The organism is Streptomyces sediminimaris (assembly GCF_047049295.1).
Classification (GTDB): Bacteria; Actinomycetota; Actinomycetes; order Streptomycetales; family Streptomycetaceae; genus Streptomyces; species Streptomyces sediminimaris.
In genome coordinates, this window is sequence record NZ_JBJWOT010000001.1 from 5364135 (window position 1) to 5383961 (window position 19827).

Consider the following 19827-nt stretch of genomic DNA (forward strand, 5'->3'; position numbering starts at 1 on the left):
CCCTCGGGCAGTGGTGAGCTGAAACGCGCTCTTCATCGATCTTGCCTGCGTTTTTCACAGGATCCCCCTAATGTCTCCACGATGACGCGACAGATGTAACTCCTGGTCGCGTCCGGGGGACATTGGGGATCTGGGGGGATCTGTTGCTGACGTCCGTCTTCATCGCTGCCGTCTCACTGGCCTTGTTCTGGATGGCGGCCTTCACCCTGTGGTGGCAGATGCACGCGTGGCGCACGCCCGAAGTGCTCGCCTCCACCCGTTTCAGCAGACCGGACGGGGACGAGCACGTCGCGTTCTCGCTGCTGCTGCCGGCCCGGCACGAACAGGCCGTGCTCGACCACACGATCCAGCGGCTGCTGGAGTCCACGCACACCGACTTCGAGATCATCGTCATCGTGGGGCACGACGACCCCGGGACCGCGGCCGTCGCCGAGAAGGCGGCCGGGAAGGACCCGCGCGTGCGCGTCGTCGTCGACAGCCACGAGAAGAAGAACAAGCCGAAGGCCATGAACACGGCGCTGCCGCACTGCCGCGGTGACGTCGTCGGGGTCTTCGACGCCGAGGACCAGGTCCATCCCGAGCTCCTCGCCCACGTCGACCACGCCTTCCGCACCACCGGCGCGGACGTCGTCCAGGGCGGCGTGCAGCTCATCAACTTCCACTCCAGCTGGTACTCCCTGCGCAACTGCCTGGAGTACTTCTTCTGGTTCCGCTCCCGGCTGCACCTGCACGCGCAGAAGGGCTTCATCCCGCTCGGCGGCAACACCGTGTTCGTCCGCACGGACGTGCTGCGGCAGGCCGCCGGCTGGGACCCCGACTGCCTCGCCGAGGACTGCGACCTGGGCGTCCGGCTCTCCAGCGTCGGCAAGAAGGTCGTCGTCGCCTACGACTCCGACATGGTGACGCGCGAGGAGACCCCGGGCTCGCTGATGTCGCTGCTCAAGCAGCGCACCCGCTGGAACCAGGGCTTCCTGCAGGTCTACCGGAAGAAGGACTGGCGGCAGCTGCCGGGCCTCGGGCAGCGGCTGCTCGCCCGCTACACGCTCATGACGCCGTTCCTGCAGGCCTTCTCGGGTGTCGTCATCCCGCTCAACGCGGCGGTCGCGCTCTTCCTGGACGTGCCGGTCGGGATCGCCTTCCTCACCTTCCTGCCGCTGGTCACCGCCGCCGTCACCTTCGTCTTCGAGGTCGTCGGACTGCACGACTTCGGCAAGCAGTACGGGCTGCGCGTCCGCTTCGTCCACTACCTCAAGCTGATCGTCGGCGGCCCCTTCTATCAGCTCCTCCTCGCGGGTGCCGCGATGCGCGCCGTCTGGCGTGAGCAGCGCGGCCGCAGCGACTGGGAGCTGACCAGCCACGTCGGCGCCCACCTCACGCAAGCCGAAGCGAACCGAGACCTCCGAGAGGACGTCCCCGCGTGACCTCCATCCTTCCCGCGGCGACCCGTCCGAAGGTCCCCGCGCAGCGGCAGCCCGTGCCCGCGGCCGGTCCGGCGGGCCCGCCCCGGCGCCTGCGTTCCTCGCCTCCCGACCTCCTGCTGTGCGGCGCGCTCCTCGTGGCGATCCTCCTGGTGCAGGGCTGGAACATCGCCGACTACCCGACGCTCAGCGACGACGAGGGCACCTACCTCGCCCAGGCCTGGGCCGTGCAGCAGGGCAGGGGCCTGGCCCACTACACCTACTGGTACGACCACCCGCCCCTCGGCTGGATCCAGATAGCCCTGCTCACCTGGATCCCGTCGCGGCTCAGCCCCTCCTCGATGACCGTCGGCACCATGCGCCTCGTGATGCTGCTCGTCTCGGCGGTCAGCGCGGTCCTCGTGTACGTCCTCGCCCGCCGCCTCTCGCTGCCCCGCTGGGCCGCCGGGCTCGCGATGGGACTGTTCGGCCTCTCGCCGCTCTCGGTGGTGCTCCAGCGCGAGATCTTCCTGGACAACCTCGCGGTGATGTGGACGCTGCTCGCCTTCACCCTCGCCGCGTCCCCGAGCCGTCATCTCTGGCACCACTTCGGCGCGGGCCTCGCCGCCGCGACCGCCGTGCTCACCAAGGAGACGATGCTCGTCGTCCTGCCCGCGCTGCTCGTCACCATGTGGCGCCACAGCCACCGCGACACCCGCAAGTTCGCGGTGACCGGTGCCGTCACGGCCTGCGCGCTGATCGGCTTCAGCTATCCCCTCTTCGCCCTGCTCAAGGGCGAGCTGTTCCCCGGCGGCGGACACGTCTCGCTCTGGGACGGCATCAGGTACCAGCTGACCAGGCCCGGTTCGGGCTTCATCCTCGACCAGGGCTCGGGCTCGTACGGCGTCCTGCACTCGTGGCTCTACTACGACCGCGTCCTGCCGCTGGGCGGCCTCGCCGGCGCGCTGCTGCTGGTGCTCACCTGGCGCTGGTCGGTCACGGCCCGCTCCCTGGCCGGGCCCGCCCTCACGGTCGCGATCCTCACCGCGCTGGCCCTGCGCCCCAACGGCTATCTGCCCGCGATGTACGTCATCCAGGCGCTGCCCTTCCTCGCCCTCGTCCTGGCCGGGGGCGTCGCCTCCGTCGCGCACACGGTGGCGCGCAGGTGGCGCGGCCCCGACGAGCGGGCCTGGCGGACCGGCGGCCGCTACGCCCTCGCGGCCGTCCTCGCGATCGCCGCCGGCACGTACGTGGTCCCCAGGTGGTACGACGGCGACCGCACCGCGGTCACCGCGGACGCCAACGCCCCCTACCGGGCCGCCTCCACCTGGCTGACCACCCGGGTCGCGGACCCGGGGCACACCCGTGTGCTCGTCGACGACGCGCTCTGGCTGGACCTGGCGCACGCCGGCTACCGGCCCGGGCTCGGCGTCATCTGGTTCTACAAGGCCGACCTCGACCCGGCCGTGACCAGGACGATGCCGCACGGCTGGAAGGACCTGGACTACGTGGTCGCCTCCCCGACGGTGCGCCGCGACGCGGTGAACCTGCCGCACGTGGCGGCCGCCATCGAGCACTCGACCCCGGTCGCCACGTTCGGCGCCGGAGGGGACCGGATCGAGATCCGGCGGATCCAGACGGCCGGCACCGCTGACGGAGGCACCCGATGACCCACGAGTACACCGCCCCGCACGGACTCAACGACCCCGCCGTACAGGGCGCGGAGGTCGCCGAGCCCGGCGCCGTCACCATCGTCGTACCGACGTACAACGAGTCCGCGAACATCCGCCGGCTGCTGCGGCAGATCACCGAGTCGGTGCCGGCCCGGCTGCCCTGCGAGGTCGTCTTCGTGGACGACTCCACCGACGACACCCCCCGGGTCATCCACGAGGCCGCAGCGGACTGCCCCTTCGCGGTCACCGTGCTGCACCGCGAGGAACCGGTCGGCGGGCTCGGCGGCGCGGTCGTCGAGGGCATGCGCGCGGCCGCCTCGGACTGGATCGTCGTCATGGACGGCGACTGCCAGCACCCGCCGTCCCTGGTGCCGGAGCTGGTGGCCACCGGTGAGCGCGCGAACGCCGGACTCGTCGTCGCCTCCCGCTACATCAAGGGCGGCAGCCGGGCCGGCCTGGCGGGCAGCTACCGCGTGGCGGTCTCACGCGGCGCGACCTGGCTGACCAAGTGCCTCTTCCCGCGCAGGCTGCGCGGGATCAGCGACCCGATGAGCGGCTTCTTCGCGATCCGGCGCAGCCACATCGAGGCCGAGGTCCTCAAGCCCCTCGGCTACAAGATCCTGCTGGAGCTGGCGGTCCGCAGCCGGCCCCGCCGGGTCACCGAGGTGCCGTTCGTCTTCCTGGACCGGTTCGCGGGCGAGTCCAAGTCGAGCGCGCAGGAGGGCCTGCGCTTCCTGCGCCACCTGGTCGGCCTGCGCACCGCCGCACCGATCGCCCGCATGGTCGCCTTCGGTCTGATCGGCGCGAGCGGATTCCTGCCCAACCTGCTCGGGCTGTGGGCGCTGACCGGGGCCGGTATGCACTACGTCCCCGCCGAGATCCTCGCCAACCAGTTCGGCGTGGCCTGGAACTTCGTCCTCATCGAGCACCTGCTGTTCCGCGACCGCCGCCGGCACCGCCACGGGTGGGACCGCGCGGGCCGGTTCGCGCTGCTCGCCAACACCGACCTGGTCCTGCGCATCCCGCTGATCGCGCTGTTCGTGCACCGGTTCGGCATGGGCGCGCTCGACGCCACCGCGCTCGCGCTGGTGACGACCTTCGTCCTGCGCTTCGTGGGAACGGAAGCGCTGGTCTACCTCCCGCGCAGGGGGCGCGGGCGGAGCACCGCAGCAAGGAGAGCCGTGTGAAGAGAAAGAGTGTCACCAAACACCGCAGGAGAACGGCGCTGGTCGGGGTGGGAGCCCTGACCGCCGGTCTGCTGCTGACCGTGCCCCAGCCCGCCGAGGCCGCCAATCTCGTGAAGAACCCCGGCTTCGAGACGGCCGGCGGCGACGGCATGCCGTACTGCTGGGAGAAGTCCGGCTGGGGCGACAACGACTTCACCTTCGAGACGACGAGCGACGCCCACAGCGGGTCGAACGCCATGAAGGTGTCGCTGACCCGCCGGGTCGACGGCGACCGCAAGGCGATGATCACCGAGTCCGCGGACTGCGCGCCGGTGGTCACCGCGGGCAGGCAGTACGACCTGTCGCTCTGGTACAAGACGACGACGCCGGACGCGAACATCACCCTGTTCCGGCACGACGCCACCGCCGGCTGGCAGTACTGGACCGACCTCAAGACCCTCGACATGAGCGCGGACTGGGCCCAGGCCACGGTCCGCACCCCCGAGGTCCCCGCGGGCACCGACCAGATCACCTGGGGGGTCTCCGTCTACGGCACGGGCTCGGCGACCACCGACGACTACACCATGCAGCAGGTGACCGCGCCGGTGCCGCCCGCCACCTGCACCGCCACCGCGCAGGAGTGCGCCGACGGCCGCTGGGAGGTGCTGCCCACCAAGAACCCGGTGCGCTCCATGCACTCCGTCGTCCTCAAGAACGGCAAGGTGCTGCTGATCGCCGGGTCCGGCAACGACGAGAACCTGTTCAAGGCGGGCACCTTCACCTCCGCCGTGTACAACCCGGCCGACGGCACCTACAAGGTGATCCCGACGCCGGTCGACATGTTCTGCGGCGGCCACGTCCAGCTGCCGGACGGCAGGGTGCTCGTGCTGAGCGGCAACAAGGCCTACCCCGCGGCGGACGGCTCGCACGGCTACGAGGGATTCAAGGACTCCTACGTCTTCGACCCCGACACCGAGACGTACACCAGGACCAACGACCTCAACGACGGCCACTGGTACCCCTCCGCCACCGAACTCGGCAACGGTGACGTGATGACCTTCGGCGGGCTGCGCGAGGACTCCACCGGTTCGGTGACCAACGAGCGCTTCTCCTACGCCCAGAACCAGTGGCTGCCGCTGTCGCAGGTCAACCAGACCTGGTCGTTCTGGGGCCTGTACCCGTCGATGGTGCTGATGCAGGACGGCCGCCTCTTCTACACCGGCAGCCACGTCTTCGGCAACGGCACCTCCGGCACCGGCTCGGCGGTCTACGACATCGGCGCCAACACCGTCACCGAGATCCCGGGGCTGCAGAGCAAGGACGAGCGCGACCAGTCCGCGAGCGTCCTGCTGCCCCCGGCCCAGGACCAGCGGGTCCTCACCATCGGCGGCGGCAACATCGACTCCAACCCGGACGCGAACCGGCTGACCGACATCATCGACCTCAAGCAGCCCGACCCGGCCTACGTCGCGGGCCCGAAGATCCCGCAGGGCACGGTGGACCTGGGTAACGGCCCGGTGGCCGAGACCGGCGAGCAGGGCAAGATGTACGTCTCCGCCGTCCTGCTGCCCGACGGCAAGGTGCTGGAGACCGGAGGCGGGCTGCACAACCGCGCCGATCCCGTCTACGAGGCCTCCATGTTCGACCCGGGGACCTCCACGTTCGACCCGGTGGCCGCCGACCCCGAGAAGCGCGGCTACCACTCCTCCGCGTTCCTGCTGCCGGACGGCCGGGTGATGGCGACCGGCGACAACCCCGGCAACGGCACCTGGAACCACAACGTGTCGATCTACACCCCGCCGTATCTGCTCAAGGGCGAACGTCCGACGATCACCTCGCTGATCGACACCGAGTGGAAGTACGGCGACACCCAGCGCATCACGGTCGACCACCCCATCGTCAAGGCGGAGCTGATCCGTCCGGCGGCGGTGACGCACTCCTCCGACCCCAACCAGCGGTTCGTGGACCTGCCGCTGTCGGTGGACGGCGACAATGTCGACCTGAACGTGACGAGCAACCCCGACCTCGCCCCGCCCGGCTGGTACATGCTCTTCGCGGTCGACGCCAACGGCGCGCCGTCGCTGGCCAAGTGGGTGCATCTGACGGGGCCCGACGCCCTGTCCGGCGGTGGCATGGCGATGCCGATGACCATGTCCACGGCCACCTCCACGGCCACCTCCACCGCTGCCTCCGGCGGCTCGCCCGACCCGCAGATCCACTCCTTCGCCGACAAGCTGTCCGGCAGGGTGCACAAGGCCGGCAAGAAGCGGACCGCGCAGCGGCTGAGCCCGACGCTCTCGGGCTGCGACCGGCACTACGGGTACGCCGGGGTGTGCGTCCCGACCGTCTTCCCGTCCGGGGTGAGGAAGACGGCGGCGGCCCGCTGCGCCTGGCTGAAGGCGAACGACTACGGCCGGCTGAAGGTCAACGGCCAGGACGACCCGCTCGGCCTGGACCGCAACAGGGACGGGGTCGCCTGCGGAAAGGGTGATGTGCGGGCGCGGCGCTGAGCACGTCGCCGAAGGCGCCGTGGCACGGCCGTTCGCCGGCTGCGGCCCTTCAGCCCGCGAACTCCGCCAGGGCGCGCTCCACGATGGCCTCCAGCTGTTCGTGGTGCGCGCCCTTCCAGTAGGCGCGACCGCAGGCCCGGCACTGGGCGAAGACGTCGTACGTGCGGTGTGTGCCGCCCTGGAGCTGGTCCGCCACCTCCTCCTTGGTGGCCTCCCTCAGCAGGCCGTTGCACGCGGTGCACCGGGTCCAGGGCCGCAGCTCGGGCCGGAAGCGGTCGAGGACGTCGCGGAGCTGGTCCTCGGGGCGGGTGCTGTAGACGTAGGCGCCGGCCCACAGTTCGCGGCGGCGCAGCAGACCCCGGTCGCGGCTGAGCATGACGCGCCGCTCGGCGGCCGAGCGGGCGGCGAGGGCGGGGTCGCCGATGTCCGTCGACTCGTAGGCCGTGTCGACGCCGAGCAGGCGCAGCCGGCGGGCGAGGGTGCCGAGATGGACGTCGAGGAGGAAGCGGAGCGGGGCGCCCGGCACCCGCTGGGGCCGCTCGACGGGCCGGACCTCGACGACGTCGTCGGCCCGGGGGACGTACGACACCGGCACCTCGTGGCCGTTGACCCGCAGGGTGCCGACCTCGGTCAGCGGGACGCCGGTCGACTCGACGACATGGCCCAGGGACGAGACGCCGTCGGTGGTGACGGCACTGGCGCCGCCGCGGCGCTCGCTGGGGACGAACAGGGCCAGGCCGGGGGCGAACTCGACGCTGATCTCGGGACCGTTCACCCGGTCAGGATGTCACGGGTGGGGCCGCCCGGCTCAGGGGTTGTCCACGGACAGGCCGCGGCCCAGGACGTCCAGGGTGCGGTCCATCAGCTCCGCGAGGTCGTCCTCGAAGCCGGTCTCCGCCCAGTACATGGAGACCTCCATCAGGCCGCCGATCAGGGACATGGCGTACACGCGGGTCTCCAGGCCGTCCGGATCGATGCCGAAGCGCTCGGCGACGGCCCCGCGCAGCAGGGACGCGGTCTCCGACATGCTCTCGAACATCCGGGAGCGGACCGCGGGGACCTGGACCCCGAGGTGCGCCCGCATGCGCAGCATCTCGGGGCTCTCCCGCTCGGCCAGTTCGAGGGCCTTGTGGATGATGTGCCGCAGTGATTCGATCCACGGCTCGCCGGCGGGCCGGGCCCGCAGCTCCTGGAGCATCAGCGGGTCGTACTCGTCCGTGAGGACGATGTCCTCCTTGGTCGGGAAGTAGCGGAAGACGGTCGACGGCGACACCTCGGCCCGCTCGGCGATCTGCTCGATCGTCGTGGCGTCGTATCCCTGCTCCTCGATCAGGGTGTACGTCGCGGCGCGGATCGCCTCGCGGGTCTTGATCTTCTTGCGTTCACGCAGTCCCGGTCGGGGGCGGTCGGCGGGGGAGAGGGGGGAGCGTGCGGCCGTCATGGGGCTCATTGTCGGGCATCCGCCGCGGGCGCGACCATGTCGGGTCCGGTGTCCGGCGTGCTGTCCGCGGGGGCCGGCCTCGGCAGGAAGGCCGCCGCCAGCAGCGCCGAGACCAGGGCGGCCACGCCGCACACCAGCAGGACGACACCCATGCCGTGGACGTAGGCGCTGTCCGCGGAGGCCGCGAGGTGGGCCGAGTGCGCCCGGCCGGCGATCAGGTGCGCCGCGACCACCGAGTCGCCGGCGGTGTCGGCGGCCCGCGCGGGCAGACCCGTGACGTCGAGCCGGTCGCGGAAGATGCCGTCGAGCAGGCTGCCGAGCAGCGCGATGCCGATGGCGGCGCCGACCTGGCGCAGCGTCATGAGCAGGCCGGAGCCGCTGCCGGCCCGGTCGCGGGGGAGGGTGCCGAGGGCGCCGTCCATCGCGGGCACGACCGAGAAACCGAAGCCGACACCGGTGATCGACAGCCACAGGGCGATGAAGCCGTAGCCGGAGCCGGTCGTGGTCCGGCTGCCGAGCAGCGCGGCGAAGGCCAGCACCACCAGGCCGGCGCTCACCACGGCACGGGCCCCGAACCGCGCGACCACCGGCTGCGCGCCCCGTGCCGCGATCAGCAGGCCGCCCATCATCGGCAGCAGGCGCAGCCCGGTGCCGAGGGCGTCGTGGCCGAGGACGGCCTGCAGGTACGGGGGCAGCACGAACAGCAGACCCGACAGCACGAACATCACCAGGGTCGCGGCGAGCGTGTTGAACAGGAAGCCGCGCCGGCCGAGCAGCGTCATGTCGAGCATGGGGCGCGCCACCCGCCGCTCGCGCAGCACCAGCGTGGTCAGCAGCACCGCGGCCGTGGCGAACATCGCCAGGACCAGGGTGTCGCCCCAGCCGCGCCCGGGCGCCTCGATGATCGCGTAGACGAGGGCGCCGAGGCCGGTCGCGGTGAGCGCGGTGGACAGCAGGTCGACCTTCGGGGAGGCGAGGTCGCGAGTCTCGGGGAGCAGCAGCACGCAGGCGGCGATGCCGATGGCCGCCATCGGGACGTTGACCAGGAAGACCGAGCCCCACCAGAAGTGGTTCAGCAGCCAGCCGCCGATGATCGGGCCGAGGGGCAGGCCGAGCGCGGAGGCGGCGGAGATGACGCCGACGGCCTTGGTGCGCTCGTCGTCACCGAACAGCGAGGGCAGCACGGACAGGGCGAGCGGGGTGACCAGGGCGGCGCCGACGCCCATGAAGGCCCGGGCCGCGATGACCCAGTCGACGTTCCCGGCGAGGGCGCCCGCGAGCGAGCCGGCCAGGAAGACGCCGAGCCCGGTGATCAGCATCCTCCGGCGCCCGAACCGGTCGCCGAGGAGGCCGGCCGGGAGCATCAGGGCGGCGAAGACGACGACGTACGCGTCCGCCATCCACTGCTGCTGGCCGGTCGTGGCGCCGAGTTCGGCGGCCATGGTGGGCAGGGCGACGTTGAGGATCGTCATGTCGAAGCCGAGCGTGAGCATGCTCGCGACCAGGGCGCCGAGGGCCCACCAGCGGCGGGGGTCCCGCCGCGTCCCGTCCGGATGAGTGACAGTAGCCATGAAATGATAGTAACTCTCAAAATGTAGGAGCTGTCAATCGAGTGTGGCATGCATGACGAGGCATGGGTGATCGGCGCGTCCCGCGGTCTCAGGCCGTGCCGGGCGGCCTGCGTGCTCGGCCGGCACGCAAAAGGGCCACGGCTCGCAAGCCGTGGCCCCGGGGTGTTCGAGAGGTGCTATCCGTGCTGGTACGCCACCAGGGAGATGCCCACGTAGTGGACGACGAAGGCGGCGAGCGTGAAGGAGTGGAAGACCTCGTGGAAGCCGAACCAGCGCGGGGACGGGTTCGGCCGCTTTATGCCGTAGATCACACCACCCGCGCTGTACAGGACGCCGCCGGTGATCACCAGGACCAGCACCGCGATGCCGCCCGCGTGCATGAAGTCGGGCAGGAAGAAGACGGCGGCCCAGCCCATCGCGATGTAGCAGGGGGTGTAGAGCCAGCGCGGGGCGCCGACCCAGAAGACGCGGAAGGCGATGCCCGCGAGGGCCGCGCCCCAGATCCCCCACAGCAGCCACTGCCCCTTGGCGCCGGGCAGGAGCAGCATGGTCAGGGGGGTGTAGGTGCCCGCGATGATCAGGAAGATGTTGGCGTGATCGAGGCGGCGCAGGATGCCGTCCATCCGCGGGCTCCAGTTGCCCCGGTGGTACAGCGCGCTCACGCCGAACAGCAGGCAGGCCGTGAGGGCGTAGATCCCGCAGGCGACGCGTCCCCGGGTCGAGCTGGCGAGGGCGGTGAGCGCCAGGCCCGCGACGAGGACGGCCGGGAACATGCCCAGGTGCAGCCAGCCCCGGAGCTTCGGCTTGATCGGCTCGGCGAACTGCTGCGCGTGCTGCTTGATCTGGTGCGGTAGGGAGGGCCCGTCGGAACCGCGGCCGGCGGCCGGCGTGTCCGAGGGCGCGTCGGGGACGGGCGCTGTCATGCCCGGCATCGTACCTACGGAACCGTAAGTTTCGGATGAGTGCGCCCTGAGAACCGGTCAGGAGTGGCCATCCTCTCACGGCGCTCGACCATGGCGGCACCGCGCAAAGGAACGGTCACCCGCACCCTAGGTGCACGCAAATAAACGCGCTGTGCGCGGATGACACGTGACGATCCCCACTTCGCTCACCTGTGAGGCCCTCTGGACATATGGGCACTCGCGTCGGATGATCAAATGAGTGCGGTCGGCACCGGATGAGCGCTGAAGGTTCAGCCGTGCAGCATCCGGGTCGCAGCCCCCACGGGGCCTCCAAAATCAACAAATCCCTCATTTAGGAGCAATCGTGGCGCGCGACAAGGCGGCTCCCCCCGTCGTTCCCACCAACCACAAGGAACTGATCTCGTGGGTCAACGAGATCGCCGAACTGACCCAGCCGGACAGCGTGGTCTGGTGTGACGGATCCGAGGCCGAGTACGAGCGACTGTGCGAGGAGCTCGTCGAGAAGGGCACCTTCAAGAAGCTCGACCCGATCAAGCGCCCCAACTCGTACTACGCGGCCTCCGACCCCTCCGACGTCGCGCGCGTCGAGGACCGGACGTTCATCTGCTCCGAGAAGGAGGAGGACGCGGGCCCGACCAACCACTGGAAGGCGCCCGCGGAGATGCGGGAGATCTTCCAGGGGGAGAAGGGCGTCTTCCGCGGCTCGATGAAGGGCCGGACGATGTACGTCGTCCCGTTCTGCATGGGCCCCCTCGGCTCCGACCTCTCCGCGATCGGCGTCGAGATCACCGACTCCGCGTACGTCGCGGTGTCCATGCGCACGATGACGCGCATGGGGCAGCCGGTCCTGGAGGAGCTCGGCTCCGACGGCTTCTTCGTCAGGGCCGTCCACACCCTCGGCGCCCCGCTCGCGGAGGGCGAGCAGGACGTGCCGTGGCCGTGCAACCCCACCAAGTACATCTCGCACTTCCCCGAGGACCGCGAGATCTGGTCCTACGGCTCCGGCTACGGCGGCAACGCCCTGCTCGGCAAGAAGTGCTACGCCCTGCGCATCGCCTCGGTCATGGCCCGTGACGAGGGCTGGCTGGCCGAGCACATGCTGATCCTGAAACTCACCCCGCCGCAGGGCGAGTCGAAGTACGTCGCCGCGGCGTTCCCGTCCGCCTGCGGCAAGACCAACCTCGCCATGCTGGAACCCACGATCTCCGGCTGGACGGTCGAGACGATCGGCGACGACATCGCCTGGATGCGCTTCGGCGAGGACGGCCGCCTCTACGCCATCAACCCCGAGGCGGGCTTCTTCGGCGTCGCGCCCGGCACCGGCGAGCACACCAACGCCAACGCCATGAAGACGCTGTGGGGCAACTCGGTCTTCACCAACGTCGCCCTCACCGACGACGGCGACGTGTGGTGGGAGGGGATGACGGAGGAGACTCCCGCCCACCTGACGGACTGGAAGGGCAACGACTGGACGCCGGAGTCCGGGACCCCGGCCGCGCACCCCAACGCCCGCTTCACCACCCCCGCCGCGCAGTGCCCGATCATCGCGCCCGAGTGGGAGGACCCCAAGGGGGTGCCGATCTCGGCGATCCTCTTCGGCGGCCGCCGCGCCACCGCGGTCCCGCTGGTGACGGAGTCCTTCGACTGGAACCACGGCGTCTTCCTCGGCGCCAACGTCGCCTCCGAGAAGACCGCCGCCGCCGAGGGCAAGGTCGGCGAGCTGCGCCGCGACCCCTTCGCCATGCTGCCGTTCTGCGGCTACAACATGGGCGACTACATGGGCCACTGGGTCGACGTCGCCAAGGACAAGGACCAGTCCAAGCTGCCCCGGATCTACTACGTCAACTGGTTCCGCAAGAACGACGAGGGCAAGTTCGTCTGGCCCGGCTTCGGCGAGAACGGCCGCGTCCTGAAGTGGATCGTCGAGCGCCTCGACGGCAGGGCCGAGGGCGTCGAGACGCCGATCGGCATCCTGCCGACCAGGCAGGCCCTCGACACGAACGGTCTCGACCTGTCCGACTCCGACCTGGACTTCCTGCTCACGGTCGACAAGGAGGTCTGGCGCGAGGAGGCCGCCCTGGTCCCCGAGCACCTCAACACCTTCGGCGACCACACCCCGAAGGAGCTGTGGGACCAGTACCGCGCGCTGGTGCGGCGCCTGGGCTGACCCCGCTCCCCGAGGAAAGCTCCGCGGCCGGCACGGATGTGCCCTGACCAGTGATCGTCACGGCCGGCCGCGGTGACCGCCGGCGAGGCTCCGCACAACGGCGTGCGGGGTCCGGGCCCGTTGTCGCGCTCCCGTCCGCCCCGACGGGAGAGGCGGCAACGGGCCTTCGTCCTTTTCCGCCGCTACCGGCCGGCCACCAGCGCGGCGAGCGTCCCGGTGAACGAGGCCGCCGAGCGGTCGGCGTGGGTGCGCAGCCGGTGGACGACGGACTCCGCGCCGCCCCCCTCCACGAGCCGGACGATCAGGTCGGCGCGGCGGTCGTGGGCCTCCGGGGTGTCCGGCAGCGTGGACAGGTAGAAGTCCGCCGCGTCGTAGGCGAGGTGGAACACGTGCTTCTTCACCTCGCTCAGCGTCCAGTAGTCGTCATGGGTGCGCGGCACGGGTTCGGGCGCGCCCACGCACACCGCCGGGGTGCCGGCGCCCCAGGCGTTGACGCACAGGTGGTAGGTGTCGGTGATGACCAGCCGGTAGCGGGGCAGGACCCGCACCAGGTCGCCGACGGTGTGCCCGCCCGGCCGGGGCGCGAGGTGGCCGACCGGGGCGGGGACGTCCCGGTCGAACCACGGCAGCCATTCCAGCGGGGCGCCGAAGCGTTCGGAGAGGCCCTCGCAGAAGGCGGGCAGCCAGTCGGGGATCTTCGTACGGGCGCCGAGGAACACCCCGATCGCCCCGCCGTCCGGCACGTCCTCGGACCACCGGGTCGCCGGGAGGTGGTCCAGGTCGCCCGGCCGGGACAGCAGGGCCGCGTCCGAGGCGAAGTACTCGTTCGTACGGTCCCCGCGCAGCAGCGCGACCTTGGCCGCCGACAGCGGGTCGCGCATCCAGACCCGGTGGCTGCGCGTCATCAGGCGGGAGAAGAGCGGGCCGAACTCCTTGTCCTCGTAGTCGGACTGGGAGTTGTGCAGGATCGTGCCCCCGTAGCTGAGGGTCCGGGCGAGGACCTCGTCCGGCTGGTCCGCGAGCAGCAGGGTCCGGTTCAGCAGGGCGCGGGCGGCGTCGCGGTCCCCGGCGAGGCCGAAGTCCAGCAGGCGGTTGGTGGCGTCCTGCGCCAGGTAGTGCCGCGTGTGCAGGAAGTCGCCCCAGAAGACGACCGCGTCGTGGTCGCGCAGTTCGTCGAGGTGCTCGGGCAGGGAACGGAAGCGGAAGGGGAAGCCGGTGATCCGGGCGGCCGGGCGCAGCGGCACGGTCTCCGGCACGTGCAGGGTGTACCAGGTCGGGTCGATCCCGGCGCCCGTGCGCCGCAGCAGGGACTCCAGGGCCAGGTCGACGGTGAGCATCCCGGTGTTGCGGTAGCCGATGTTGGGCGCGGTGATGACGGCGACGCGTGCCATGTGTTCGTTTTCCCCCAGCCGTGGCCGGCGTCACGAGGCGTGACGCGGATCTTCGGCCAACGTACACATCGCCGCCGGTCCGGGGCGGCCCGCCCCCGCGCTGCCGGCCGGAACGAGCCGGTTACATGGCGCCCGGTCCGCGCGTCTCTGCGGGTGCACGCGGACCGGGGCCGTCCGGGGGAGCCCTCCAGGGGCTCAGTGCGACGCGAGTTCGCGGGGCTCCAGGGCCGCCGCGTGCGCGTCCATCTGCTGGGCGGCGAGGATCGCCGCCGCGGTGTCGGCGCGGGACGCCGCGACGACGAGTGCGCGCCCGGCCAGGGCGTGCGCCCGCCGGTGCAGGGTCGTGGGTTCGGCCTCGGCGGCCCGGCCGGCGGCCGCGCGGACCGGCGGGTGTCCTCCCCGCAGCCGGGCCACCTGCGCGGTGAGCCGCTCGGCCGCGAGGTCCAGGTCCGCGGACGGGGAGGCGCCGCGCAGCTCGTCGGTGACGGCGAGCAGCGCCGCGAGGTGTCCGGCGAGCTGGATGTCCAGCTCCTCCTCGCGGGACCGGTGGGGGAAGTCGGGAGTGGTGCCGGCCGTCGTGCCGTGGACAGGCCCCGTGCGGGAAGGAGGGGTGCGGATCGGTTCGTACATGGAGGGCCTCCTGTGCTGGCAGGAAACCATCCTAGCTTGGATTCCGTCTAAAGTTGAGCTGTTCACAAAACAGGCCGCTCCGGGTACGCCCCGTGAGCGTCAGGGCTGGCCGTAGCCGTCCAGGAAGGTGCCGATCCGGGTGATCGCGTCACGCAGGTCCCCGACCGTCGGCAGGGTCACGACCCGGAAGTGGTCGGGCTCGGGCCAGTTGAACCCGGTGCCCTGCACGACCATGATCTTCTCGCGCCGCAGCAGGTCCAGGACCAGCTGCCGGTCGTCCCTGATCTTGAAGACCTTGGGGTCCAGGCGCGGGAAGAGGTACAGCGCGCCCTTCGGCCGGACGCAGGTCACGCCCGGGATCTGCGTGAGCAGCTCGTAGGCGGTGTCCAGCTGCTCCTTCAGCCGGCCGCCCGGCAGGACCAGGTCGTCGATCGTCTGGCGTCCGCTCAGCGCGGCGACCACCCCGTGCTGTCCCGGCATGTTGGCGCACAGGCGCATGTTGGCGAGGATCGTCAGGCCCTCGATGTAGGAGTCCGCGTGCGCCCGCGGGCCGGAGATCGACATCCAGCCGACCCGGTAGCCGGCCACCCGGTACGCCTTGGACATGCCGTTGAAGGTGAGGGTCAGCAGGTCCGGGGCGACCTTCGCGGTCGGGGTGTGGGTGGCGCCGTCGTAGAGGATCTTGTCGTAGATCTCGTCCGAGCAGACCAGCAGGTTGTGCCGGCGGGCGATGTCGGTGAGCCCCTTGAGCATCGCCTCGTCGTAGACCGCCCCCGTGGGGTTGTTGGGGTTGATGATGACGAGGGCCTTGGTGCGGTCGGTGACCTTGCGCTCGACGTCCGCGAGGTCGGGCATCCAGTCGGACTGCTCGTCGCAGCGGTAGTGCACGGCCGTGCCGCCGGAGAGCGAGACGGCGGCGGTCCACAGCGGGTAGTCCGGCGACGGTACGAGGACCTCGTCGCCGTCGTCGAGCAGGCCCTGCATGGCCATCACGATCAGCTCCGAGACGCCGTTGCCGACGAAGACGTGCTCGACGTCCGTCTCGATGCCGAGGGTCTGGTTGTGCATGACGACCGCGCGGCGTGCGGCCAGCAGGCCCTTGGCGTCGCCGTAGCCGTGCGCCGAGGAGACGTTGCGGAGGATGTCCTCCAGGATCTCGGGCGGGCACTCGAAGCCGAACGCCGCCGGGTTGCCGGTGTTGAGCTTGAGGATGCGGTGACCGGCCGCCTCCAGCCGCATCGCCTCCTCGAGCACCGGGCCCCGGATCTCGTAACAGACGTTGGCGAGCTTGGTCGACTGGATCACCTGCATGTCTGGGAGCTTACGGCCCGTCCACGCGTCCCGGGCCGTGTTTTCCGCCACGTGAGACGTGGCGTTTGGGCTGTTATCCGCGGTAACTGTCACGGGGGTCCCACCCGTCCCTACAATTCGCTGCCATGTCCGGACCGGCCGAGCGCGAGAAGGGGACGTACGGGGTGGATACCGCGTACCTCCCGGGGGGTGAACCGCAGAACCCGCCGAACGTGTACCACCCGCGGCCCGTGTCGGCCCCCGCTTACGAGGAGTACACGGACCCGGCGGCGGCGCACGGCTGGCGGGACAACGCCTACGACGAGACGGCCGAGCTGCCGCGGCTCGCGGACCGGGCGGCGCGCGACGGGGCGGTGGAGCCCCAGCGCGGCGGCCGGCGCAGGCACTCCCGGCACGGGCGCGGTGGCCGGCGCGCACCGCGGGCGGCGGTCGTCGCCGGAGCAGTGGGGGCGGCGGCCCTGACGGCCGTGATCGCCGGATTCTCCCTCTCGGGGTCGTCGTCGGGCGGGACGGGCGACAAGAGTGAGCACACGGGGCCGACGGCCCCGGACTCCGCACCGACGGACCCGGCGTCGTCCGCCGGGTCCTCCCCGGGTGCCCGGGTGTCCTCGGGCGGCGGGGAGCCGTCCGGCGCGGCGCCGGCGAGCGCGTCGGCGCCCGGCTCGGCGGCGACGGACGGCGGCCGCACGCCGGCGCCGAGCGCGTCGTCCTCCGCGAGCACCGCGCCTGCCTCGAGTCCCACCGCGACGAGCGGCGTCCCGGGGCGGGGCAACTCCGGCGACAAGCCCGGCCACGGGCGGGGCGGCGGCAAGGGGCTCTGACGGCCCGGGCCTGCCGGGCCCTCCTCTCCTTTTCCCTCCTCCGCTCCCCTTCTCCCCGGTGGCCCGTGCGGCCCGGCGGGAGCGGCCCGCCGGGCCCTCGGGGCTCCCGGGTCCGAAACGCCTCCTTGCCCCGCCATGCCCCCACCCTCACAATGCACATGTCAAAACTGTGGGCGGCCGGAAGATCTCCGGCCGCCCAAGTCGCAGGAGAGGACCCCCACATGAAGAAGCCTCTCGGCGCCGCGCTCTTCGCCCTGGTGATAGCCGGGGCCGGCGCGGCACCAGCGGTCGCGGCCCCGGTGTCCACCGAAAGCGCCCCCGCGCCCGCCGTCAAGGCCGCCCCCGCGCCCGCCGTCAAGGCCGCCCCCGCGCCCGCCGTCAAGGCCGCCCCCGCGCCCGCCGTCAAGGCCGCCCCCGCGCCCGCCGTCAAGGCCGTCGGCTTCGCCGGCACCGTCTCACTGAGCAACTGCTCCGGTTCCGTCGTCCGCTTCCCCGACTCCGCGGAGAGCGACCCGGCGCTCGTCATGACCAACGGCCACTGCCTGGAGACCGGCTTCCCGGAGCCCGGCGAGGTCATCACCGGCCAGTCCTCCAGCCGTGCCTTCGGCCTGCTGAACTCCTCCGGCAGGAAGATCGCCACGCTCCGGGCCGACCAGGTCGTCTACTCGACCATGACCGACACCGACGTCACGATCTACCGCCTGACGACCACCTACGCCGCGATCAGGAGCTCGTACGGCATCAGCCCGCTCACCGTGCAGAACACGCACCCCACCGCCGGCACCGCCATCACGGTCGTCTCCGGCTACTGGAGGCGGACGTACGCCTGCTCCGTCGACGGGTTCGTCTACCGCCTCAAGGAGGGCGACTGGACCTGGAAGGACTCGGTCCGCTACACCTCCGCCTGCCAGACAATCGGCGGCACCTCGGGCTCGCCCGTGATCGACGACGCCACCGGCAAGGTCGTCGCCGTCAACAACACCGGCAACGAGGACGGCCGGCGCTGCACCGAGAACAACCCCTGCGAGGTCGACGAGAACGGCAACGTGACCGTCCACGAGGCCATCAACTACGCCGAGGAGACCTACCAGATCCCCGCCTGCTTCACCGCCGGCAACAGGCTCGACCTGAGCGCCCCCGGCTGCGTCCTGCCCAAGCCGTAGCTCAGCCGCGGCCGGCGTTCCGTCGCACGGGACTGCGACGGACCGCCCGCCCCGCCAGCACGTCCGTGCGCCGCCCGTCCTCGATCACGAACCGCCCGTCGACCAGGACGTGCGGAATGCCCGTCGGGCGTTCGCGCGGATTCTCGTACGTCGCCCCCGCCGCCACCGTCCGCGGGTCGAACAGGACCAGGTCGGCCCGGTAGCCCTCGCGGACCAGGCCCCGGTCCGGCAGCCGCAGCCGGGCGGCGGGCCGGGAGGTGAGGTGCGCGACGCACTCCTCCAGCGACAGCACGCCCGACTCCCGCACGTAGTGGCCGAGATACCGCGGGAAGGTGCCGTAGGCGCGGGGGTGCGGCTTCGCTCCCTGGAGGATGCCGTCCGAGCCGCCGGTGTGGACGCGGTGGCGCATGATCGCCCGCACGTTCTCCTCGTGGCCCACGTGCTGCAGGATCGTCGGGCCCAGCCGGTCCTCGACCAGCAGGCGGCGGGCCGTGGCCCAGGGGGACTCGCCGCGCAGGTCCGCCGACTCCCGCACGGTCCGGCCGACGAAGCCGCCGAGCCCCGGGTCGCTCACGCCCGAGATCTCGATCGTGTCCCAGTCGACCGGCACGCCGTGGCAGCCGTCCGAGCCGGTGACCTCCAGGTCGTGCCGGATCCGCGCGGCCGTCTCCTCGTCCGCGAGCCGCTTCAGGACCGCCTCCGGGCCGCCCTCGCCCGCCCAGCTCGGCAGCAGCGCCACGAGGGTGGTGCAGCCCGGCGTGTAGGGATAGCTGTCCAGGCTGAGGTCGGCCCCGGCCGCCAGCGCCTCGTCCAGGAGCGACAGCAGCTCGGGCGCGCGGCCCTCGTTGACGCCGAAGTTCATGGTGGCGTGCGCCAGATGGAGCGGGCAGCCCGCCTGCCGGGCCAGCTCGACCATCTCCGCGTACGCCTGCAGCGCGCCGGCCCCGTAGGACCGGTGGTGCGGGCAGTAGTAGCCGCCGTACGACGCCACCACCCGGCACAGCTCGGTCAGTTCGGCGTCCTCGGCGTACATGCCGGGCGTGTAGGTCAGCCCGGACGACATGCCGACCGCGCCCTGCTCGAGGCCCTCGGCCACCAACCGCCGCATGCGGTCCAGCTCCTCGGGCGTCGCCGGGCGGTCCTCCCAGCCCATGACGAGCATCCGGACCGTGCCCTGGGGGACCAGGTACGCGGCGTTGACGGCGATCCCGCGGTCCAGCCGGTCCAGGTACCCGCCCACCGAGCGCCAGTCGAAGTCGATGTCGTCGCCGTACCCGTTCCAGCCGGTGATGGCCCGGCGCACCTCGGCGAGCGTGCGGTCGTCGACCGGGGCGTACGACAGCCCGTCCTGGCCCAGCACCTCCAGGGTGACCCCCTGCGCGGCCTTGGCGCTGTGGTCCGGGTCGCGCAGCAGCGCCAGGTCGCTGTGGGCGTGCATGTCGATGAAGCCGGGGGAGAGGACCAGCCCCTCGGCGTCCAGCTCCCGCATGGCCTTCGGACGCTGGCAGCCCGCCGCCGCGGCCTCCTTGACGATGGACACGATCCGGCCGCGGTCGACCACCACGTCCGCGCGGTAGGACGGCTCGCCGCTGCCGTCCACCACGTCCGCGTCCCGGATGACGAGCTGCTCCACGACTCCTCCTGCTGCCTCGGCCTGCTGCCT

At 71.6% G+C, this 19827-nt stretch carries 15 protein-coding genes; 7 read left to right on the forward strand and 8 right to left on the reverse strand.

Going from position 1 to position 19827, the window contains the following annotated elements; all coding sequences use genetic code 11:
* Positions 1–143 precede the first annotated feature (143 nt).
* From ACJ9NR_RS25050 to ACJ9NR_RS25065, 4 genes are read left to right on the forward strand one after another with little or no spacing between them, the layout of a single operon-like run.
* The gene (locus ACJ9NR_RS25050; RefSeq protein WP_412493168.1) at positions 144–1421 is read left to right on the forward strand and encodes a glycosyltransferase; all 1278 of its coding nucleotides are present in this window, start codon (positions 144–146) and stop codon (positions 1419–1421) included.
* Positions 1418–3067, forward strand: coding sequence for an ArnT family glycosyltransferase (locus tag ACJ9NR_RS25055; RefSeq protein ID WP_412493169.1), 1650 nt, complete (start codon positions 1418–1420; stop codon positions 3065–3067). Before ACJ9NR_RS25050 ends, ACJ9NR_RS25055 begins: the two co-directional genes overlap by 4 nt.
* Entirely contained in the window at positions 3064–4257 is a 1194-nt protein-coding gene (locus ACJ9NR_RS25060) for a glycosyltransferase (protein ID WP_412493170.1), read from the forward strand. Before ACJ9NR_RS25055 ends, ACJ9NR_RS25060 begins: the two co-directional genes overlap by 4 nt.
* Positions 4254–6746, forward strand: a complete 2493-nt coding sequence (locus ACJ9NR_RS25065) for a galactose oxidase early set domain-containing protein (RefSeq protein WP_412493171.1) — start codon at positions 4254–4256, stop codon at positions 6744–6746. Before ACJ9NR_RS25060 ends, ACJ9NR_RS25065 begins: the two co-directional genes overlap by 4 nt.
* A 49-nt stretch (positions 6747–6795) precedes the next feature.
* On the opposite strand, the gene ACJ9NR_RS25070 is transcribed toward ACJ9NR_RS25065, so the two are convergent.
* The 4 genes from ACJ9NR_RS25070 to trhA all read right to left on the reverse strand — a co-directional run bounded on the left by ACJ9NR_RS25070 (position 6796) and on the right by trhA (position 10681).
* Complete coding sequence (locus ACJ9NR_RS25070) at positions 6796–7521, reverse strand: Mut7-C RNAse domain-containing protein (RefSeq protein ID WP_412493172.1); 726 nt, start codon at positions 7519–7521, stop codon at positions 6796–6798.
* Between the two features lie 33 nt (positions 7522–7554).
* A complete protein-coding gene (locus tag ACJ9NR_RS25075; RefSeq protein WP_491074824.1) occupies positions 7555–8187 on the reverse strand; it encodes a TetR/AcrR family transcriptional regulator in 633 nt (210 codons plus the stop codon).
* 5 nt (positions 8188–8192) lie between these two features.
* The gene (locus tag ACJ9NR_RS25080; RefSeq protein ID WP_412493174.1) at positions 8193–9758 is read right to left on the reverse strand and encodes an MFS transporter; all 1566 of its coding nucleotides are present in this window, start codon (positions 9756–9758) and stop codon (positions 8193–8195) included.
* A 176-nt stretch (positions 9759–9934) separates the two neighbouring features.
* Positions 9935–10681, reverse strand: a complete 747-nt coding sequence (trhA, locus tag ACJ9NR_RS25085) for a PAQR family membrane homeostasis protein TrhA (RefSeq protein ID WP_412493175.1) — start codon at positions 10679–10681, stop codon at positions 9935–9937.
* 343 nt (positions 10682–11024) lie between these two features.
* Between trhA and ACJ9NR_RS25090 the strand changes: the two genes are divergently transcribed.
* The gene (locus tag ACJ9NR_RS25090; RefSeq protein ID WP_412493176.1) at positions 11025–12848 is read left to right on the forward strand and encodes a phosphoenolpyruvate carboxykinase (GTP); all 1824 of its coding nucleotides are present in this window, start codon (positions 11025–11027) and stop codon (positions 12846–12848) included.
* A 182-nt stretch (positions 12849–13030) separates the two neighbouring features.
* Here the strand turns inward: ACJ9NR_RS25090 and ACJ9NR_RS25095 are convergent, their stop codons facing one another.
* The 3 genes from ACJ9NR_RS25095 to ACJ9NR_RS25105 all read right to left on the reverse strand — a co-directional run bounded on the left by ACJ9NR_RS25095 (position 13031) and on the right by ACJ9NR_RS25105 (position 16180).
* Positions 13031–14239 carry a hypothetical protein gene (locus tag ACJ9NR_RS25095; RefSeq protein WP_412493177.1) on the reverse strand — a complete coding sequence of 403 codons (1209 nt, stop codon included), beginning with the start codon at positions 14237–14239 and terminating at the stop codon, positions 13031–13033.
* Positions 14240–14434: 195 nt separating this feature from the next.
* Positions 14435–14869, reverse strand: coding sequence for an SCO4983 family protein (locus ACJ9NR_RS25100; protein ID WP_412493178.1), 435 nt, complete (start codon positions 14867–14869; stop codon positions 14435–14437).
* Positions 14870–14968: 99 nt separating this feature from the next.
* Positions 14969–16180, reverse strand: a complete 1212-nt coding sequence (locus ACJ9NR_RS25105; protein WP_412493179.1) for a pyridoxal phosphate-dependent aminotransferase — start codon at positions 16178–16180, stop codon at positions 14969–14971.
* 125 nt (positions 16181–16305) lie between these two features.
* On the opposite strand from ACJ9NR_RS25105, the gene ACJ9NR_RS25110 reads away from it, so the two are divergent.
* Both ACJ9NR_RS25110 and ACJ9NR_RS25115 read left to right on the forward strand, forming a co-directional pair.
* Positions 16306–17001: a hypothetical protein gene (locus ACJ9NR_RS25110; RefSeq protein ID WP_412493180.1), complete on the forward strand. Its 696-nt coding sequence runs from the start codon at positions 16306–16308 to the stop codon at positions 16999–17001.
* A gap of 221 nt (positions 17002–17222) precedes the next feature.
* Positions 17223–18164, forward strand: a complete 942-nt coding sequence (locus tag ACJ9NR_RS25115; RefSeq protein ID WP_412493181.1) for a trypsin-like serine peptidase — start codon at positions 17223–17225, stop codon at positions 18162–18164.
* Position 18165: 1 nt separating this feature from the next.
* Here ACJ9NR_RS25115 and ACJ9NR_RS25120 read toward each other — a convergent pair whose 3' ends face one another.
* Positions 18166–19797, reverse strand: coding sequence for an N-acyl-D-amino-acid deacylase family protein (locus tag ACJ9NR_RS25120; RefSeq protein WP_412493182.1), 1632 nt, complete (start codon positions 19795–19797; stop codon positions 18166–18168).
* Positions 19798–19827 lie beyond the last annotated feature (30 nt).